This window comes from Neobacillus sp. 114, from assembly GCF_030127045.1.
GTDB lineage: Bacteria > Bacillota > Bacilli > Bacillales > Cytobacillaceae > Neobacillus > Neobacillus rhizophilus.
Window position 1 is genome coordinate 2,281,105 of record NZ_CP126144.1, and the last position, 17,363, is coordinate 2,298,467.

The window sequence follows — 17,363 nt, forward strand, 5'->3', positions numbered from 1 at the left end:
AGGCGGAAAAGATGGGGAAGATTATCCAGCTAGATGATGCCCTTTCAAATAAAATAGCGGCGGGAGAAGTAGTCGAACGCCCCGCCTCTGTTGTCAAAGAACTGGTGGAAAACGCCATTGATGCCGGCAGTACGGTGGTTGAAATTGAGGTCGAAGAAGCGGGACTCGCGAAAATCCGCATCACCGATAATGGCAATGGAATAGAAGAGGATGACGTGCTCCTCGCTTTCCAGCGACATGCCACGTCAAAAATAAAAAATGAAAATGACCTGTTCCGCATTCGGACGCTGGGTTTCCGCGGTGAGGCCCTGCCGAGTATCGCCTCTGTTTCGAGACTTGAGCTGAAAACCTCAACCGGTGAAGGTGCTGGGAATCGAGTGGTGATCGAAGGCGGAAAGGTTGAAATTTTTGAAAAAGCTTCAAGCAGACGGGGAACAGACATCACCATCACCGATTTGTTTTTCAACACGCCTGCACGTCTGAAATACATGAAGACGATTCACACAGAGCTTGGGAATATCACCGATGTTGTTAACCGACTAGCGCTTTCTCATCCAGAAGTAGCTTTCCGCTTGATTCACAATGAGCGAAAACTGCTGCAAACAAACGGAAACGGCGATGTCCGCCAGGTTCTTGCGTCCATTTACGGCATGAGCATCGCCAAACAGCTGGTGCCGATTTCGGGTAGCTCGCTAGATTATAAAGTAAGTGGATTTGCTTCCATGCCTGAGGTGACAAGGGCTTCAAGGAACTATATCTCGACGATGATTAACGGCCGGTTTATTAAAAATTATTCGCTGGCTAAGGCGATTACCGAAGGGTATCATACGCTGTTGCCGATTGGCCGGTATCCAATCGTGCTTCTCAATATTGAGATGGATCCGCTGCTCGTCGATGTGAACGTCCACCCGTCGAAAATGGAGGTCCGCTTTAGTAAAGAAGCAGAGATGAACGAACTAGTAACTTCTATAATAAAAAATGCATTTAAATCGAAGATACTGATTCCAACGGCCTATACGAAAAGAGAGGAACCTAAAACAGAGCAGACGGCTTTAGCGCTCGATGAGGGGACCTCTCCTGCTCGTTCTTCCTCTGGATTTGGCGGGGAGCGTGGCGGGGAGCGGCCGACTGCTGTTGCTGAGCCATTTTTTACAAAAATTAAAGAAGAACCCGTTCGGGAAACTGGCTTTTCGAATATGAAAGAAGAATTCGTCCCGCAACCTGAAGTTGGAATACCTTTTTTTAGGGAAATTGAAAAAGATAAACCGACTAGTGAAAGGGAATATGATTCATTTGAAGATGAGGAAATTCCTCAACACGAGCCTGAGGAATACCCTGAAGTGGAGCCGGTTGTAGACACAGAGAGCCGGGTCCCACGGTTGTATCCAATTGGACAAATGCACGGAACGTATATATTTGCACAAAATGAGAATGGCTTATATATCATCGACCAGCATGCGGCGCAGGAACGGCTTAAGTATGAGTACTTCCGCGAAAAGGTCGGCCAGGTCGCACCGGAGCTGCAGGAGATGCTGGTCCCGTTGACTTTTGAATATTCAACAGATGATTATATTAAAATTACCGAGCATAAGGACGAACTTGAGAAGGTCGGTGTTTTCCTTGAAGAGTTCGGAATCAATAGTTTCATTGTCCGCTCCCACCCTCAATGGCTGCCAAAGGGGCAGGAGAAGGAAATCATTGAGGAAATGATTGAACAGCTGTTATTAATGAAAAAAGTGGATATTAAAAAACTCCGCGAGGAAGCGGCTATCATGATGAGCTGTAAAGCCTCCATCAAAGCGAACCGCCACTTAAGGGATGATGAAATCCAAGCGCTTCTCGACGATCTGCGAAAGGCATCAGATCCATTTACCTGCCCGCACGGCAGGCCGATTATTGTTCATTACTCGATTTACGAGATGGAGAAGATGTTTAAGCGCGTGATGTAGGATATTTTTGGAAATATTGTATTTATGAGAAAAGCCTTGGATTTTTTAATACCAAGGCTTTTCTTATTGAAGAATCTTGCTGTCATAGTAAAAAGATTACTGTATTTTTTTATTTATTCTTTTCTAAATTTATAGCCTGGTTATCGATATTTTTTGCAATTCCAGTTAGTTTCTCGATGGAGGCTGTACCAGCTAAAACGAAAGTAAATTTATTTCTTTTCCATGTAATATAATTCGTTCTGTTTTCTTTGTCGGTTTGGCTGAATTGATAGGAGAGCATGTCAGCCTTTACTCCACTTATATCAATGGTGGGTCCGATTACTGGATTTACACTTTGACCCTCAAACTGTGGAGAATTAACGGCATATGGAACAACACTCAATACGACATCTTCACCGTTTAAAGATCCCATTTCGATAATCTCGAACTGCTTTTCACCGTGTTTATCTACCCTAATAGTCAAGTGGTCGGCATTCCTGTCCAGGTGGGGAATCTTCATTCTAATATAACTCTCAACTTCTTCTGTATAATCAGTAAAGATCTTTACTTTAACGGAGTCCCCTTCGGTATTAAAGGGACCTTTTTCCCCGTAGTGAAACTGGGAACCCCTTAACAAATGCGGATCTTCCTGCTCCTTAGATACATCTTTATAAACAGCAGAAAAAATGAAGTTTAAACCAGGCACTTTGATGAGCATGTCAGCCATAGCGGGAGAAGCAAATCCGGATCCGAGTATCCCTACGCCCAGAAAACCTGCTGCCGCAGCAGAGTAGAGCCACTTTCTGCTCTTCTTTTTTAAAGGCTTATTTTCAGTAAAACCAGGCAGGTTGGCTAATGCCTGATCAATGCCCTTGCTAAAAGCTGCTGGTACAACAGTATTTCTCTGTTGATTAACAAATGCATTCAGTTCTCGGTCCAATTTAGATTCTTTCATTTCTTATACCTCCCGCTTCTGTATCGTTCGATAGCCATTTTTCAAGCTTTTTTCTGGCACGGCTTAATCTGGATTTAACCGTTCCTTCGGGTTGATCAATGATTTCAGCAATATCCTTAATGGATAGGTCCTGAAGATAATAGAGTGAAATGACAACCCTATATTCGCTTTCGAGTCTGCTTATACCATCTCTCACATCTAACTTTTCTTCTATAGAAGCTTCAGGCTGCTGTGTATTTATATCCAAATTCAAGGGAACAACCTTATTTTTTACTTTTAAAAGACGCATGCACTCCCTTATTAAGATTCTCGTAACCCATGTCTTAAAGTATCGAGGCTCTTTTAGTGTATGTAGGGAAAGATATGCCTTCACAATCGTTTCCTGAGCAGCATCCAGGCTGTCAGTTTCTGATTTCATAATCGTGGAGGCTATTCGGTAGAAGCTAGGCTCCATTGCTTTGATGAGGCGTGTAAAGGCTTCGTGGTCGCCCTTTTGTGCCCTTAGAACGTCAAGTTCCATTTGTGAATCCAATTCCTTACACTCCTTTCTTTTTTTACATTTATTTGAGCAAATATAGGCAACAAATGGTTCCCGTTAAATTAAAATTTTTATGGGGAAGTAGAAAAACCCTTATTTAATAAGGTTGTTGAGTCCTTCCAAACACCATCCTGTGAAGATTTTAAAACAACAGCTATATATTCTTTTCCATTTCGTTCTGCAGAAGAGATGAGACAATAGCCTGCTTCATCCGTAAAACCAGTCTTTATTCCGTTCGTTCCTTTAAAATAGTAGGTGCTATTAGAATCAAGAAGCTTATTCGTATTTTGATATGTAAGGAGTGGATTTGTAAAGTTTTGTAGGTTTACAATTTCTTGAAAGTCTTTATGTTTCATAACTGCTTTAGAAATTAGAGCTAAATCCTCGGCAGTAGAATAATGTTCGGGATGGTGAAGCCCTGTTGGATTCATAAAATGAGAATGATTGGCTCCAACTTCTTCAGCCTGTTGATTCATCATGGCAACAAAATGATTGATGGCTTCCTCATCTGAAATATTTGGCGTACCCAGGTGTTTTTTACCAATATGAACAGCCACTGTTCTTGCGGCGTCATTCCCCGATGGAAGCATCATTCCGATTAATAATTCTCTTAGTGTAAGGGTTTGTCCTTCCTTCAGCCAAGCAGTACTTTCCCCAGGAGATCGAAAAGATACCTCTTTTCCAACCTTTACCTGTTCATTTAAATCTCCATGTTTGATTGCAACCCAAGCGGTTAAAACCTTAGTTGTACTCGCAGGAAAAAGTTTCTCACTTTCATTTTTCGAAAATAACACCCGGCCTGAGTGAAAATCCATCAAAAGGGCTGCTTCCGCCCTAATTGGTAAATTCGGCTGCTCCGGTCCGTTTGAACCCTTTACCCATACTCCGAACAGACAAAGTGTTGAAACTAGTAAAACAGGAATCTTTTTAATAATCATGATGAAGCTCTCCTTTAAACAAAAATATAATTCTGTTTAATTAGAGCCTAAGATGGGGATTTTGGTTCCCATATGTATAAAAATATTTCGCGCTGTTAAATTAGATAATAAAAGAGAGGGAAATTTGGATTTGCCCCCCTTCTTCTGAAATTTGATTTTACATTAATAGACATTTCGAAATGGGACGTATGGCCCCAGGTATGGAAATGCGGGTGGATACCCGTAAAGTGTGGGTACCAAGTGATAGATATGATGTCCAATGTGAATGGTATCATAGTTGTGCTGTAAGGGTTGGTTCCAGGGACCAACTATAGGTGCATGTACACCTGAATAGATTGCCCAATTTGGTCCGGTTATGATATGGGTCATGCTATCACCAACTTATCTGTTTTTTTCATTATATGTATTTATGAGAATGCCCGCCAAAAAAACTAAGGTTCAATTCGGGGGGGGGATGGTAAAAATAGAGCCGTTATTTTACCGGAGAACTGTCCTTTAGCTGAAAATAACCTATAAGTTGCCGATTGCCAATGAAATAGAAACCCAAAAAGATTGCGAAATTTGCAACAAAATAACCTTAAATCGTATTGGAATGATTTAACATTGGTGAAATAATTATATTGTAAGGATTGACCATTTGAAAAAATGGGGGAGAGGCCTTGATTGCCTATAGTCTATTAAGTATATTTTTACCTGCAGTTTTGCTTATTTTTATTGTTGTTTCTGTAGTGAAATATAAAGACAAGGGGGGAGAGGCAGTGATTCGCCATCTTTACACGTATTTGGTATTATTTGCAACCCTGATGATGGTCATCGGAGGCGGGATATCGATTTTTATGGCGGCAGCTGATTTGATCAGTCCGCCAAGTTATTATCAAAGCTATGATGATTACAAAATGATGAAAGAAAGCGGTAAGATTCCGAACGAAAATGGAGAAAAATTGACAGAAAAAGAACTGCGCGCGAATTACGAACAGGCCGTCGAAGATCAAAAGAACCAAACACGGGGACAGGCAAAGAACCAAATCATCAAAAGCCTGGGATTCATTATTATTCCATTGCCTATTTTTCTGTATTTTAATAGTTTACGAAAAAAACAGAATGATATCTAAATTAAAAAGCCGCATTCTCCTTCAATAGTTGAAGGAATGCGGCTTTTTGCATGAAAAGTTAAAAACTTGAGTTACTTATAATGGATTTCTAATAATTTATATGGTATCTCAACAAAATTTGCATCAGTTGGTGACTTCAAGATTGAGATTCCAAATATATCTACGAAATTTTTCAATATATCTACAATTCTCAGAATATATCTACGAAATATTCCAATATATCTACGATTATCAGATTATATCTACGAATCCCGAATTTTCGGCCTTGTAAGAACCGCCGATTTTAAATTTATTTCACCGCAACCTGAATCTTACTCATATACTGCAGTGCCTTACCAGTGCCGATTGCGACTGACTCAAGCGGACTAGGTGCCAGCTGGACAGGTACAAAAATTTCACTGCTCAGCCATGCCTCCATCCCGTTCATAAGCGCACCGCCGCCCGTGATAATTACACCGCGATCGACGATATCACCGCTTAACTCGGCCGGGCTATCTTCAAGTGTGGCGCGGATGACCTCTAAAATATGCAATAGTGATTCCTTCATCGCCGCGCGAATTTCGTAGGATGAAAGTTTAATGGTTTTTGGCAGACCAGTCAACAGGTCGCGGCCGCGGACATCCATGAACTTTTCCTCATGGTCGATTAATGCATAACCGATTTCAAATTTCACATTCTCAGCCGTTCTTTCACCGATTAGCACATTGTACTCTTTGCGGACATACTGAATAATATCATCATCGAGACGGTCGCCGCCAATTTTTATAGAATGATAGGCAACCACGCCGCCGAACGAAATAATTGCCACCTCTGTGTTGCCGCCGCCGATATCCACGACCACATTGGCAACCGGCTCGTCGATCGGCATGCCTGCACCAATTGCCGCTGCTACCGGCTCCTCAATCAAGGTAATTTTCTTGGCTCCGGCGTTACGGACGGCATCTTGAATCGCCCTTCTCTCAACACTTGTCGAACCGGAAGGAATACAGACTACAACATTCGGCTTCCGCATCGCAAAGCCAATCTTTTTAGAAGCCATTTTCAAGATTTGTTTAAGCATTTCTGTTGTGACATCAAAGTCAGCAATGACACCATCTTTTAACGGACGTATCGCCACGATTTTTTCGGGTGTTTTCCCAATCATTTCTTTCGCTTCTGTACCGACAGCGACGATATTTTTCGAAACGGTATCTATTGCCACAACGGATGGCTCGTTTACGGCAATCCCCTTATTTTTGCTATAAACCAATGTATTTGCAGTACCTAAATCAATTCCAATATCAAAAGTAGATAACATTCTATTCACCTAATTTCTAATTTTTCTCCATCCAATGACAAAATGCGATTATTTTTTACAAAATATCTTACGAATAAGCCTATCATGAATGTGGGGGTAGAAAGCGCTTTGTAAAAAAACCGTTATCTTTTTGTAATTACACGAAATGTAATTCTTACATTTGAAATATAAATTCCTCTTCAAAAAGTGCATAGAAAAGAATATTATTGTATATACTTATTTGATGTTCTACTGCTTTTAAAAATTATGTTACGATAAAGGAGAAACGCCCCTAACAGGCGTCGATTGTAAATGAAAACTCGTCGATGGCGAGTCCGATAGGACGAAGACAGAGGCGTAGTTGAATTTATGCGTTAAGAAAGTAAAAAGCTTTCGATAGAAAGTTTATACTTTCTTATTAGCTAAAAAGGGATAAGGCAGTGTGAAAAGATTGGAATTAAATCAGAAATTATTAGTGATCATCGGACCAACTGCTGTAGGAAAAACAAAGCTGAGCATTGAAATGGCTAAATGTTTTAATGGCGAAATCATCAGCGGGGATTCGATGCAAATTTACCGCGGCATGGATATTGGAACGGCGAAAATCAGGAAAGATGAAATGGAAGGGATTCCGCATCATTTAATTGATATAAAGGAGCCGGATGAAAATTTTTCCGTTGCTGAATTTCAAACCCTTGTTCGAGCTAAAATAAAGGAAATTGCCGAAAAAGGGAAACTTCCCATCATTGTTGGCGGGACAGGGCTTTATGTTCAATCTGTCATCTATGATTATCAATTTTCCGATGCTTCTGGAGATGACGAATTCCGCAGGCTGCTTGAGGAACGTGCGAATAGAGAAGGGAATGAGGCTCTCTATAAGGAACTCATCGAGGTTGACCCAGAAAGTGCAGCTGAGATTCATCCAAATAATCTCAGAAGGGTAATTCGTGCTCTTGAAATCTTCCATCTTACAGGAAAAACCAGACAGGAATTTCAAAAGTCTCAAGTGCCGGACCTGCTTTACCAAACCGCCCTTGTCGGATTAACGATGGAGCGTGATAAACTTTATGAGCGAATCAATGCCCGAGTCGATTTAATGATGCAGGAAGGGCTATTTGAAGAAGTAAAGGGATTGTACGGACAGGGCTTGCGAGATTGCCAATCCATTCAGGCAATAGGCTACAAAGAGATTTATGACTATCTTGATGGTAAAATATCATTAGAGCAAGCTGTCGAGAACCTAAAGCAAAACTCGCGGCGTTATGCCAAACGGCAGCTGACATGGTTTCGAAACAAGATGGAGGTTGAATGGTTTGATGTGACAAATGTGAACAGCTTCGCAAAAAAAATCATGGAAATTTCACAATATGTTGAAGGAAAGCTTCAAGTAAAATCGAATACATATTAGTAGAGATAAAAGAGGAGGATATACAAAATGAAAACAACAATCAATATTCAGGACCAATTTTTAAACCAATGCAGAAAAGACAATACCAATGTAACGGTATTCCTTTTGAATGGATTCCAATTACGAGGCCAAATCAAGGGCTTTGATAATTTTACGGTGTTGTTTGAATCAGAGGGGAAACAGCAATTGGTTTATAAGCATGCCATTTCAACCTTTGCACCGCAAAGAAATGTGCAGTTGGACTTGGAAAATCAATAAATCTTCACCCGTGGGCCCATACATTTGGGCTCTTTTTTTGCTAATAGGAAAGCATAAATTCAACTACGCCTCTGTCTTCGTCCTCACGGACTCGCCAATCGGCGAGTTTTCTTTTATTTTTTTCAAAGGAAAACTTTTTTAATGAATTTCCCGAACGGTGAATACAAATAGAATGAAGGATTATGATTTTCTTGAAATAACTCACCACAAACAAGAAAGGCATAAATTTCCTGCAAGCTATTTTACGTATCCTGGTTGCGTTTAGGAGAGGTGAAGGCTTTGGATCAACCGATTCGTATGAAAAGCAATGGCCAAATAAGTGTTTCTCTCAACTCCCAAAAAAGAAAAACAGTAACGAAAACGTTAACTGATTTTCAAGTTGCTCCAAAGGTTATTCCCCCTGAGCATTCCGCCTTAAAGGAAATCGAAGAGGAACTTGGTGCTTTGGTTGGCATGGACGAAATGAAACGAACGATAAAAGAAATTTATGCATGGATTTATGTCAATAAAAAGCGCGAAGAAATGGGTCTCAAAGCAAAAAAGCAAGCCCTTCATATGATGTTTAAAGGTAATCCGGGAACGGGGAAAACCACAGTCGCACGGCTGATTGGCAAGCTTTTTCAAAAAATGAACGTGCTAACGAAGGGACATTTAATCGAAGCGGAGCGGGCTGACCTCGTTGGGGAGTATATCGGCCATACAGCACAAAAGACGAGGGACTTGGTAAAGAAAGCTCATGGCGGGATATTGTTTATTGATGAAGCTTATTCCTTAGGACGCGGCGGCGAAAAGGATTTTGGCAAAGAAGCGATTGATACTCTCGTGAAGCATATGGAGGATAAACAGCATGAGTTTGTCCTCATTCTAGCCGGCTACTCAAGAGAAATGGATTATTTTCTATCGTTAAATCCAGGGCTCCATTCCCGTTTTCCACTAGTGATTGATTTCCCGGATTACAATATTGAACAATTAATGCAAATCGGGGCGAAGATGCTGGTGGAAAGGGAATATTCGTTAAGTCATGAGGCAGAAAAGAAAATAAAGGATCATTTAATATGGGTGAAGTCTGTCTTAAGTCCCAATCATTTTTCCAACGGGAGATATGTCCGCAACATCATTGAAAAATCGATTCGGGCCCAGGCGATGAGGCTGTTATTGCAAAACAGTTATGACCGGCACGAATTGATGACGATCCGCAGTAATGACTTGGTGTTTGAGGAGGATGGATAAAAAAATCGACGGGGGAGAGTCCCTCGTCGATTTTTAGTTCATTCGCTGTAACCCGCGTGTTGGCAGTTTCCAGTCATATGTGTAGGAAAGAACGCGAAGCGCAGTTATGATAATAAACAATGTATACAATTCCCATGCTTGTGTAGCTAGTTTAAGTCCGATGACGACCCCGGCAAGAATCGCCCAAACTGCGTATATTTCGGAACGCAGCACAATCGGCTTTCTGCCAGCCAATAAATCACGGATGATTCCGCCGCCGCTTCCTGTTAAAACAGCCGCTACAATCACAGCACTCAGCGGGTGATTCATATTTGCCGCATAAATGGCACCTTGAATAGCAAATGCTGACAGCCCAATGGCATCAGAGAAATTACCCCACTTTTGCCAATGTTTTAAAAGATTAGTTGGAAATAAGAATACAGCCGTAATCGATAATATAGCAATTTGAAAAAATAACCCCTGTTCCCAAATAGCTGAAACGGGAACTCCTATTAAAAGATTGCGAATCGCCCCGCCGCCAAAAGCAGTGACAATTCCCAAAATATAAACTCCTAAAATATCATATTTTTCTTCCATGGCCACAATCGCGCCACTGACCGCAAAAGCGATGGTGCCGATCATGCTTAATACTTCCCATGCCATTTCGTTCAGCTTCTCTCCGATGAATATTCTTTTTATAAACAAACAATAAAATTTTATCACGTTACTCCAAAATTACAATAAAAAAGTATTGGGAAAATTAGAGTATCGGAGTGTTTTTTGTTAAGATGGAAATTAGAGCTTTAACGGAAAGGAAGGATGCCGTTTGGAACAAAGAGAAACAAAGGAAAAAGCCATTCTGGTCGGCTGCCAAATCGATGATGACGACCTAAGGTTTCAATATTCAATGGATGAGTTAGGATCCTTAACGGAAACGGCGCAAGGAGAAGTATTGGCTTCGCTTGTCCAAAAGAGAGACCGTCTCCATCCAGCAACGTACATAGGTAAAGGAAAAGTGGAAGAATTATCGGCGCTTGTGGCCGAATTGGAGGCTGACCTGGTCATTTTCAACGATGAGCTCTCTCCAAGCCAGAAACGGAATTTGGCTTCCGGAATTGAGGCGAGGATCATTGACCGGACCCAGCTGATTTTAGATATTTTTGCACAAAGAGCCCGCTCCAAGGAGGGGAAACTTCAGGTAGAGCTTGCCCAGTTACAATATATTCTGCCGCGTTTGGCCGGACAGGGTACGGCGTTATCACGCCTTGGTGGTGGAATCGGTACAAGAGGCCCAGGGGAAACAAAACTGGAGTCAGACCGCCGTCACATCCGCCGCCGCATTGACGACATCAAAGGCCAACTTTCGGTGGTTGTTCAGCATCGCGAGCGTTACCGTGAGCGTAGGAAGAAAAATAAAGCCTTTCAGGTTGCGATTGTCGGTTACACGAATGCCGGGAAATCGACTCTTTTTAACCGGCTTTCCGAGGCAGATTCATATGAAGAAAACCAGTTATTCGCCACGCTTGACCCGATGACGAGAAAGCTTATTTTACCAAGCGGCTTCTTGTCATTAATTACTGACACCGTCGGATTCATTCAGGACTTGCCGACAGCGCTGATTGCTGCCTTCCGCTCAACTCTTGAAGAGGTGAAAGAAGCCGATCTGCTGCTTCATGTCGTCGATATGTCGAACCCGGATTATTTTCAGCATGAAAAAACGGTGATTAAACTTCTTGAAGACTTGGATGTCAAAGATATCCCGCAATTAACCGTTTATAATAAACGGGATCTTCAGCATCCCGATTTCGTACCGACCGCCGACACGCCGACAGTGTTCATCAGCGCTTTTAATGAAGATGACCGTCATGCGTTAAAGGTGAAAATCGAGCAGCTTGTCGTGGGCATGATGGAACCATATGAAGTAATGGTGCCTTCAACAGAAGGAAAGCTCTTGTCGCAATTAAAAAATGATACGATTCTCAGGGAACTTACCTTTGATGAAGAAACTCAAGACTACCGTTGCAAAGGATATTCCCTAAAGGACCATCAAATAACAGGCCAATTACAGAAATTCAATGAATAAAGGGAGTTAACAGCATGTTTCAACACTTGAAAAATGGGGAAAAGCTTCAGCCGATTGTAAAGGAAGTCGAAAAACAAATTGCTGAAGTCCATAAAGGAATCGAGGAACGCATTGAATCCAATCAGTTCCGAGTTTTACAAAGCTTTCAAAAGCACCGGGTAAGTGATTCTCACTTTATTCCTTCTACTGGGTATGGTTACGACGATATCGGCCGTGATACATTGGAATTAGTGTATGCGGATGTTTTCGGCGGTGAGGCCGGACTGGTTCGTCCACAGATTATATCGGGCACTCATGCCATATCGATTGCATTGTTTGGTGTGCTTCGCCCCGGCGATGAACTTTTGTATATTACCGGAAAACCTTATGATACCCTTGAGGAAATCGTCGGAATCCGCGGGAATGGCGTAGGTTCCCTGAAGGAATTTGGGATTTCGTATGACAGTGTATCGTTGATAGATGAAGGCGGGATTGATTGGGAAGGAATTGCTCGAAAGATTAAACCTAATACGAAAATGATTGGCATCCAGCGTTCCAAAGGCTATGCGGTCCGACCATCGTTTACGGTTGCTGAGATAGGCGAGATGATTAGTTTCGTTAAGGAGATTAAGCAGGATGTTGTCGTGTTTGTTGATAACTGCTACGGAGAATTTGTTGAGGAAATAGAGCCGTGCCATGTCGGTGCTGATTTAATGGCGGGGTCATTGATTAAAAATCCAGGCGGCGGCCTAGCTAAAACCGGCGGCTATATCGTTGGAAAAAAACAATGGGTCGAAGCTTGTTCTTATCGGATGACATCTCCGGGAATTGGTGCCGAAGCGGGGGCTTCACTTTATAGTTTGCAGGAAATGTATCAGGGCTTTTTCTTGGCGCCGCATGTGGTCGGGCAGGCTCTGAAAGGTGCGGTCTTTACTGCTGCCATGCTGGAAAGGCTGGGGATGAATTCTTCTCCACGCTGGGATGCGCGGCGGACAGATTTGATCCAATCCGTTCAATTTGATGACCGGGATAAAATGGTTGCCTTCTGCCAGGCCATCCAGTTCGCCTCACCTGTGAATTCTTATGTGACTCCGCATCCAAGCTACATGCCTGGTTATGAGGATGATGTAATTATGGCAGCTGGAACCTTCATTCAAGGTGCGAGCATCGAGTTGACGGCAGATGGCCCGATCCGCCCGCCATATGTCGCTTATGTGCAAGGCGGATTAACCTATGCCCACGTGAAAATGGCTGTATGTTTGGCTTTGGATCATTTGGTTGAGAAAGGGTTACTGGTGCTAGAGTAGGGGAGGATAGGGAAGGACAGCGGGTTGGGCTTTGAGGAGGCTCCATAACGCCCGAAGCAAAGAAGATAATACCAGTTCAGTTGTTATGGAGGCTTCATAACAACTGAAGCAAAGAGGAATATACCAGTTCAGTCGTTATCGAGGCTCCATAACGCCCGAAGCAAAGAAGATCATACCAGTTCAGTCGTTATGGAGGGCTTCATAACGACCGAAACAAAGAGTGAAATATCAATTCAGTGGTTATAAACGCTTCATAACCCCCGAAACAAAAGAAAAATTCCCTATCCAGTAGTTTTGACCGCTTCATAACTACTCAATAAAAGAAATTCGTTTGGGTTCGGTCGTTATCAATGAATCATCACTCCTCTTGCCAAGGTTTGTAACCAAAATTACAATAATAAGAAACTACTAAAAAACCATGTTAGATTATCTTACATATCATTGACATATTTCCTAACACCAAATATAATACAAATATAAATTAGCAAAAGGGAGGAGAAAATTGGTGAGTGGAAAAGAAATTCGCCGATCAATGCCGTTGTTTCCCATTGGTACAGTGATGCAGCTGACCGAACTTACCGCCAGGCAAATTCGCTACTATGAAGAACACCAATTGATATCTCCGGCACGTACGGAGGGAAACAGGCGACTTTACAGCCTAAATGACATTGACAGGCTATTGGAAATAAAAGACTTAATTGACCAGGGAATAAATATGGCTGGCATTAAGCAGTTATTATTGGTCAAAGAACAGCAAGAGTCGCTACTTGAACAGCAAGCGAAAAGTGCAAAGCGCGAGGTTACCGATGATGAGCTGAGGAAACTTCTTCGCAATGAACTGATGCATTCAGGCAGACTGAATCGTTCGTCTTTAAGGCAAGGAGATCTTTCACGCTTTTTTCATTAATTTTTATAAAAATTGGAGGAATTACAAATGCCGAAGTACACAAGAGAAGATATTCAACGCTTGGCTAAAGAAGAAAACGTTAAATTTATCCGCCTTCAGTTTACGGATATTCTTGGAACTATTAAAAACGTGGAAATTCCAATCAGCCAATTAGAAAAGGCACTTGATAACAAAATGATGTTTGACGGCTCCTCTATCGAAGGGTTCGTACGTATTGAAGAATCTGATATGTACCTGTACCCAGATTTAAACACTTGGGTAGTATTCCCTTGGACTGCTGAAAAAGGGAAAGTGGCCCGCTTAATCTGTGATATTTACAATTCAAACGGAACACCATTTGCCGGGGACCCGCGCAATAACTTAAAGCGTGTATTAAGGGAAATGGAAGAGCTTGGCTTCACTGACTTCAACCTTGGGCCTGAGCCAGAATTCTTCTTATTTAAATTAGACCAAAAAGGCGAGCCAACATTAGAGTTGAACGACCAAGGCGGATACTTTGACTTAGCGCCTACAGATCTTGGTGAAAACTGCCGCCGTGATATCGTACTTGAGCTTGAAGAAATGGGCTTCGAAATCGAAGCATCCCACCACGAAGTAGCACCTGGTCAGCACGAAATCGATTTTAAATATGCAGATGCTCTTACAGCATGTGACCAAATCCAAACTTTCAAGCTAGTTGTAAAAACAATTGCCCGCAAGCACGGCTTGCATGCAACCTTTATGCCAAAGCCATTGTTCGGCGTTAACGGTTCCGGAATGCACTGCAACGTTTCCTTATTCAATAATGGCAAAAATGCATTCTTTGAACCAACAGGCGACCTGCAAATGAGCGACACTGCCCGTCAATTTATCGCAGGTGTTCTAAAGCATGCACCATATTTCACGGCAGTAACTAACCCAACTGTTAACTCTTACAAGCGTTTAGTTCCAGGTTACGAGGCACCTTGCTATGTAGCATGGTCTGCACAAAACCGTTCACCGCTTGTCCGTATCCCTGCTTCCCGAGGCTTGAGCACACGTATCGAGGTTCGCAGTGTTGACCCTGCGGCAAACCCGTACTTAGCGTTGGCGGTCATTTTAAAAGCTGGTCTTGATGGAATCAAAAACAATTTAACACCTCCAGAACCAGTTGACCGGAACATCTATGTTATGACGAAGGAAGAAAGAATCGAAGAAGGCATCATTGATCTTCCTGCAACATTGGCAGCAGCACTTGAGCTATTGAAATCAAACGAAGTTATCGTTTCTGGTTTAGGCGAGCATATCTTCGAACACTTTGTGGAAGCAAAAGAGATTGAATGGGATATGTTCCGTACCGTTGTACACCCTTGGGAACGCGAACAATATATGAGCATGTATTAATACCTTAATCTACTATTAAAGCATCAGCAAAACACTCAGTAAATATTGTACTGAGTGTTTTTTATTATCAATTTTTTAAGAATAGTCTTTCCTCTATAGTTTGGTACATATCAATACAGAAATAATGAACAATCTATTTCAATAATCGTATGTCCCCTTCAGAATAATATCTAAAATAATTACAGACTTCTAACTGATAGTCTTCTCCGTTGGGAATATTTTCAAAGGTATGCTTAAATTCTTTTTCGCACTGGTCGCCATTAATGACGATACTATCAACATATTCAGTGCGTAAACCAAAATGGCTCACTTTTATGATGGAATACCTAATCGGCCATGAATGATCATAGGTACATTGGGTGCCAGTCACTGTGACGGTGTTGTTGTCTATCGAAAATTTTGAAGTGAAAAAATATGGCACATCCACGCACAGCCGCCATTGATAATGATCCCCCTTTTCTTTCTTCCTTTTTACCCTTTGTGTCTGGAACAAGCCTAGTAAGAATGTATATAGGAAAGTGAGTATTCTCTTCCTAAAAACTTCCATAGCCATTTTATTTCCTCACTTTCTGATTTATATCCTACTATATTATCTGCACTGCCTCGAACAGATGGAACGGCATTATCCCAGCTTGTCTAAATGTTTCTAATAAACTTTGCCCTTTTTAAGACAAACCTTTCCCCTTAAATACTGACGAGCATATATTGATTAATAAATAAAAAGATAATGCGGAATCTACAAGGGCATTTATAGTTGGTTGGTGGTTTTAGTAAAAAAATGGAGGGAGAGAGATGTTTACAATTACACAAGTACAGGTTAGCCATTTTTTGTTTGCAATGGGCTTTTTACTAGCTACTGCTCATATCCTTGGCTATCTTTGCGAACGTTTTTATATACCAAGAGTAATAGGGGAGGTTGGAGCGGGGATCATTCTAGGTCCAAGTTTGTTAGGATATTTTTATCCAAACATATTTGATTGGATGTTTAATGGATTTCCTTTGGAGCATCAGCTGTTCGGTTTAATTTATCAATTGGGATTAATTCTGTTGATGTTTGTGTCAGGCTTAAAATTCCATACGGAATTTAAACAAGAGGACTTGAAAATAACAACGGCCATTACAATTGGTTCAAGTGTTCTTCCATTTATTTTAGGCTGGATTATTACCAACTTTCTTGATATGTCTAGATTTGTGGGTGAGGTCGGTAACTTGCTGGCTTTTAAATTAGTGGTTTGTATTTCAATCGCCGTCACGTCTATACCAGTCATTTCAAAGATATTTATTGATTTGGGGATAATGAAAACAAGGTTTGCGAAACTTGTTATTATTATAGCAGGGGTGCATGATATCATTTTATGGATAGTTTTGGGCGTGGCTACCAACCTGGTTGCCAACAATAGTAAGACACTGTCTTTTAATGATATATTTTTAAGCATTGGAACCATCTGTCTGTTCCTGGTCGGAATGCTGTATGTGTTAAGAATCCTTTTTAAATACTTTACCATCCATAACCGAAACATTTTCTTTCGATCTTCCAATTTAGGTTACCTATTATTTATCTTATTTATAGCATGTGTCTTGGCCTATCTGTTTCAGGTTGAAACCATTTTCGGAGCTTTACTGGTTGGTATAGCGGCGAAAATTTATCTCCCGCAAGAAGTATCATCGAAAGTGGAAGAAGGAGTATCAAATCTATCCTTCTCCTGGTTTATCCCTATTTATTTTGCCACGGTTGGGCTGCAGCTCGATTTAGCAAATTCATTTGATTTCATTTTCTTCGTACAATATCTATTGCTTGCCACCTTTATTCAAATAACCATCGTTTACTTTACATGCCGATTAATAAAACTCAATTCACTGACCAGCTTGAATTTCGGCTTTGCCATGAATGCCAGGGGTGGTCCTGGAATCGTCCTTTCAACAGTGGCTTATATGTCTGGCATCATCAATCAGGAATTTTTTGCTATCCTCATTCTCCTAGCTCTTACAACCTCATGGATAACCGGTACATGGCTAAGATTTTTAGTGAAAAATGAATGGGATTTGATGTGAGTCTTTGAAAATATTCTCAAAACATGAATAAGTTTTAAACTCTTACACAAG

The 17,363-nt window shown here is 41.4% G+C and carries 16 protein-coding genes; 10 read left to right on the forward strand and 6 right to left on the reverse strand.

What is annotated here, in order from left to right:
- The first annotated feature begins 11 nt into the window (after window positions 1–11).
- Complete coding sequence (mutL, locus tag QNN06_RS11400; RefSeq protein WP_284037577.1) at window positions 12–1,949, forward strand: DNA mismatch repair endonuclease MutL; 1,938 nt, start codon at window positions 12–14, stop codon at window positions 1,947–1,949.
- 109 nt (window positions 1,950–2,058) lie between these two features.
- Here mutL and QNN06_RS11405 read toward each other — a convergent pair whose 3' ends face one another.
- From QNN06_RS11405 to QNN06_RS11415, 3 genes are all read right to left on the reverse strand, one after another.
- On the reverse strand, window positions 2,059–2,883 hold the full coding sequence (locus tag QNN06_RS11405) for a DUF4179 domain-containing protein (RefSeq protein WP_284037578.1): 825 nt from the start codon (window positions 2,881–2,883) through the stop codon (window positions 2,059–2,061).
- Window positions 2,870–3,415, reverse strand: coding sequence for a sigma-70 family RNA polymerase sigma factor (locus tag QNN06_RS11410; protein ID WP_213116239.1), 546 nt, complete (start codon window positions 3,413–3,415; stop codon window positions 2,870–2,872). Before QNN06_RS11410 ends, QNN06_RS11405 begins: the two co-directional genes overlap by 14 nt.
- Before the next feature lie 77 nt (window positions 3,416–3,492).
- Complete coding sequence (locus QNN06_RS11415; protein ID WP_284037579.1) at window positions 3,493–4,359, reverse strand: D-alanyl-D-alanine carboxypeptidase family protein; 867 nt, start codon at window positions 4,357–4,359, stop codon at window positions 3,493–3,495.
- A gap of 659 nt (window positions 4,360–5,018) precedes the next feature.
- Between QNN06_RS11415 and QNN06_RS11420 the strand changes: the two genes are divergently transcribed.
- Complete coding sequence (locus tag QNN06_RS11420) at window positions 5,019–5,471, forward strand: hypothetical protein (protein WP_213116237.1); 453 nt, start codon at window positions 5,019–5,021, stop codon at window positions 5,469–5,471.
- 289 nt (window positions 5,472–5,760) lie between these two features.
- On the opposite strand, the gene mreBH is transcribed toward QNN06_RS11420, so the two are convergent.
- Entirely contained in the window at window positions 5,761–6,768 is a 1,008-nt protein-coding gene (gene mreBH / locus QNN06_RS11425) for a rod-share determining protein MreBH (protein WP_213116236.1), read from the reverse strand.
- 430 nt (window positions 6,769–7,198) lie between these two features.
- Between mreBH and miaA the strand changes: the two genes are divergently transcribed.
- The 3 genes from miaA to spoVK all read left to right on the forward strand — a co-directional run bounded on the left by miaA (window position 7,199) and on the right by spoVK (window position 9,643).
- Window positions 7,199–8,155, forward strand: a complete 957-nt coding sequence (miaA, locus tag QNN06_RS11430) for a tRNA (adenosine(37)-N6)-dimethylallyltransferase MiaA (protein WP_284037917.1) — start codon at window positions 7,199–7,201, stop codon at window positions 8,153–8,155.
- Window positions 8,156–8,182: 27 nt separating this feature from the next.
- Complete coding sequence (gene hfq, locus QNN06_RS11435; RefSeq protein ID WP_213116235.1) at window positions 8,183–8,413, forward strand: RNA chaperone Hfq; 231 nt, start codon at window positions 8,183–8,185, stop codon at window positions 8,411–8,413.
- A gap of 279 nt (window positions 8,414–8,692) precedes the next feature.
- Window positions 8,693–9,643, forward strand: coding sequence for a stage V sporulation protein K (gene spoVK / locus QNN06_RS11440; RefSeq protein WP_213116234.1), 951 nt, complete (start codon window positions 8,693–8,695; stop codon window positions 9,641–9,643).
- A gap of 33 nt (window positions 9,644–9,676) precedes the next feature.
- Here spoVK and QNN06_RS11445 read toward each other — a convergent pair whose 3' ends face one another.
- Window positions 9,677–10,285, reverse strand: a complete 609-nt coding sequence (locus QNN06_RS11445) for a trimeric intracellular cation channel family protein (protein WP_213116233.1) — start codon at window positions 10,283–10,285, stop codon at window positions 9,677–9,679.
- A 163-nt stretch (window positions 10,286–10,448) separates the two neighbouring features.
- On the opposite strand from QNN06_RS11445, the gene hflX reads away from it, so the two are divergent.
- From hflX to glnA, 4 genes are all read left to right on the forward strand, one after another.
- Entirely contained in the window at window positions 10,449–11,705 is a 1,257-nt protein-coding gene (hflX, locus tag QNN06_RS11450; RefSeq protein ID WP_213116232.1) for a GTPase HflX, read from the forward strand.
- Window positions 11,706–11,719: 14 nt separating this feature from the next.
- Entirely contained in the window at window positions 11,720–12,991 is a 1,272-nt protein-coding gene (locus tag QNN06_RS11455; RefSeq protein ID WP_213116231.1) for a methionine gamma-lyase family protein, read from the forward strand.
- Window positions 12,992–13,523: 532 nt separating this feature from the next.
- A complete protein-coding gene (locus tag QNN06_RS11460; RefSeq protein ID WP_213116907.1) occupies window positions 13,524–13,898 on the forward strand; it encodes a MerR family transcriptional regulator in 375 nt (124 codons plus the stop codon).
- A gap of 27 nt (window positions 13,899–13,925) precedes the next feature.
- Entirely contained in the window at window positions 13,926–15,260 is a 1,335-nt protein-coding gene (glnA, locus tag QNN06_RS11465) for a type I glutamate--ammonia ligase (RefSeq protein ID WP_284037580.1), read from the forward strand.
- 133 nt (window positions 15,261–15,393) lie between these two features.
- Here glnA and QNN06_RS11470 read toward each other — a convergent pair whose 3' ends face one another.
- Window positions 15,394–15,813 carry a hypothetical protein gene (locus QNN06_RS11470; protein ID WP_213116229.1) on the reverse strand — a complete coding sequence of 140 codons (420 nt, stop codon included), beginning with the start codon at window positions 15,811–15,813 and terminating at the stop codon, window positions 15,394–15,396.
- A gap of 239 nt (window positions 15,814–16,052) precedes the next feature.
- Between QNN06_RS11470 and QNN06_RS11475 the strand changes: the two genes are divergently transcribed.
- The gene (locus QNN06_RS11475) at window positions 16,053–17,312 is read left to right on the forward strand and encodes a cation:proton antiporter (protein ID WP_284037581.1); all 1,260 of its coding nucleotides are present in this window, start codon (window positions 16,053–16,055) and stop codon (window positions 17,310–17,312) included.
- Window positions 17,313–17,363: the final 51 nt, after the last annotated feature.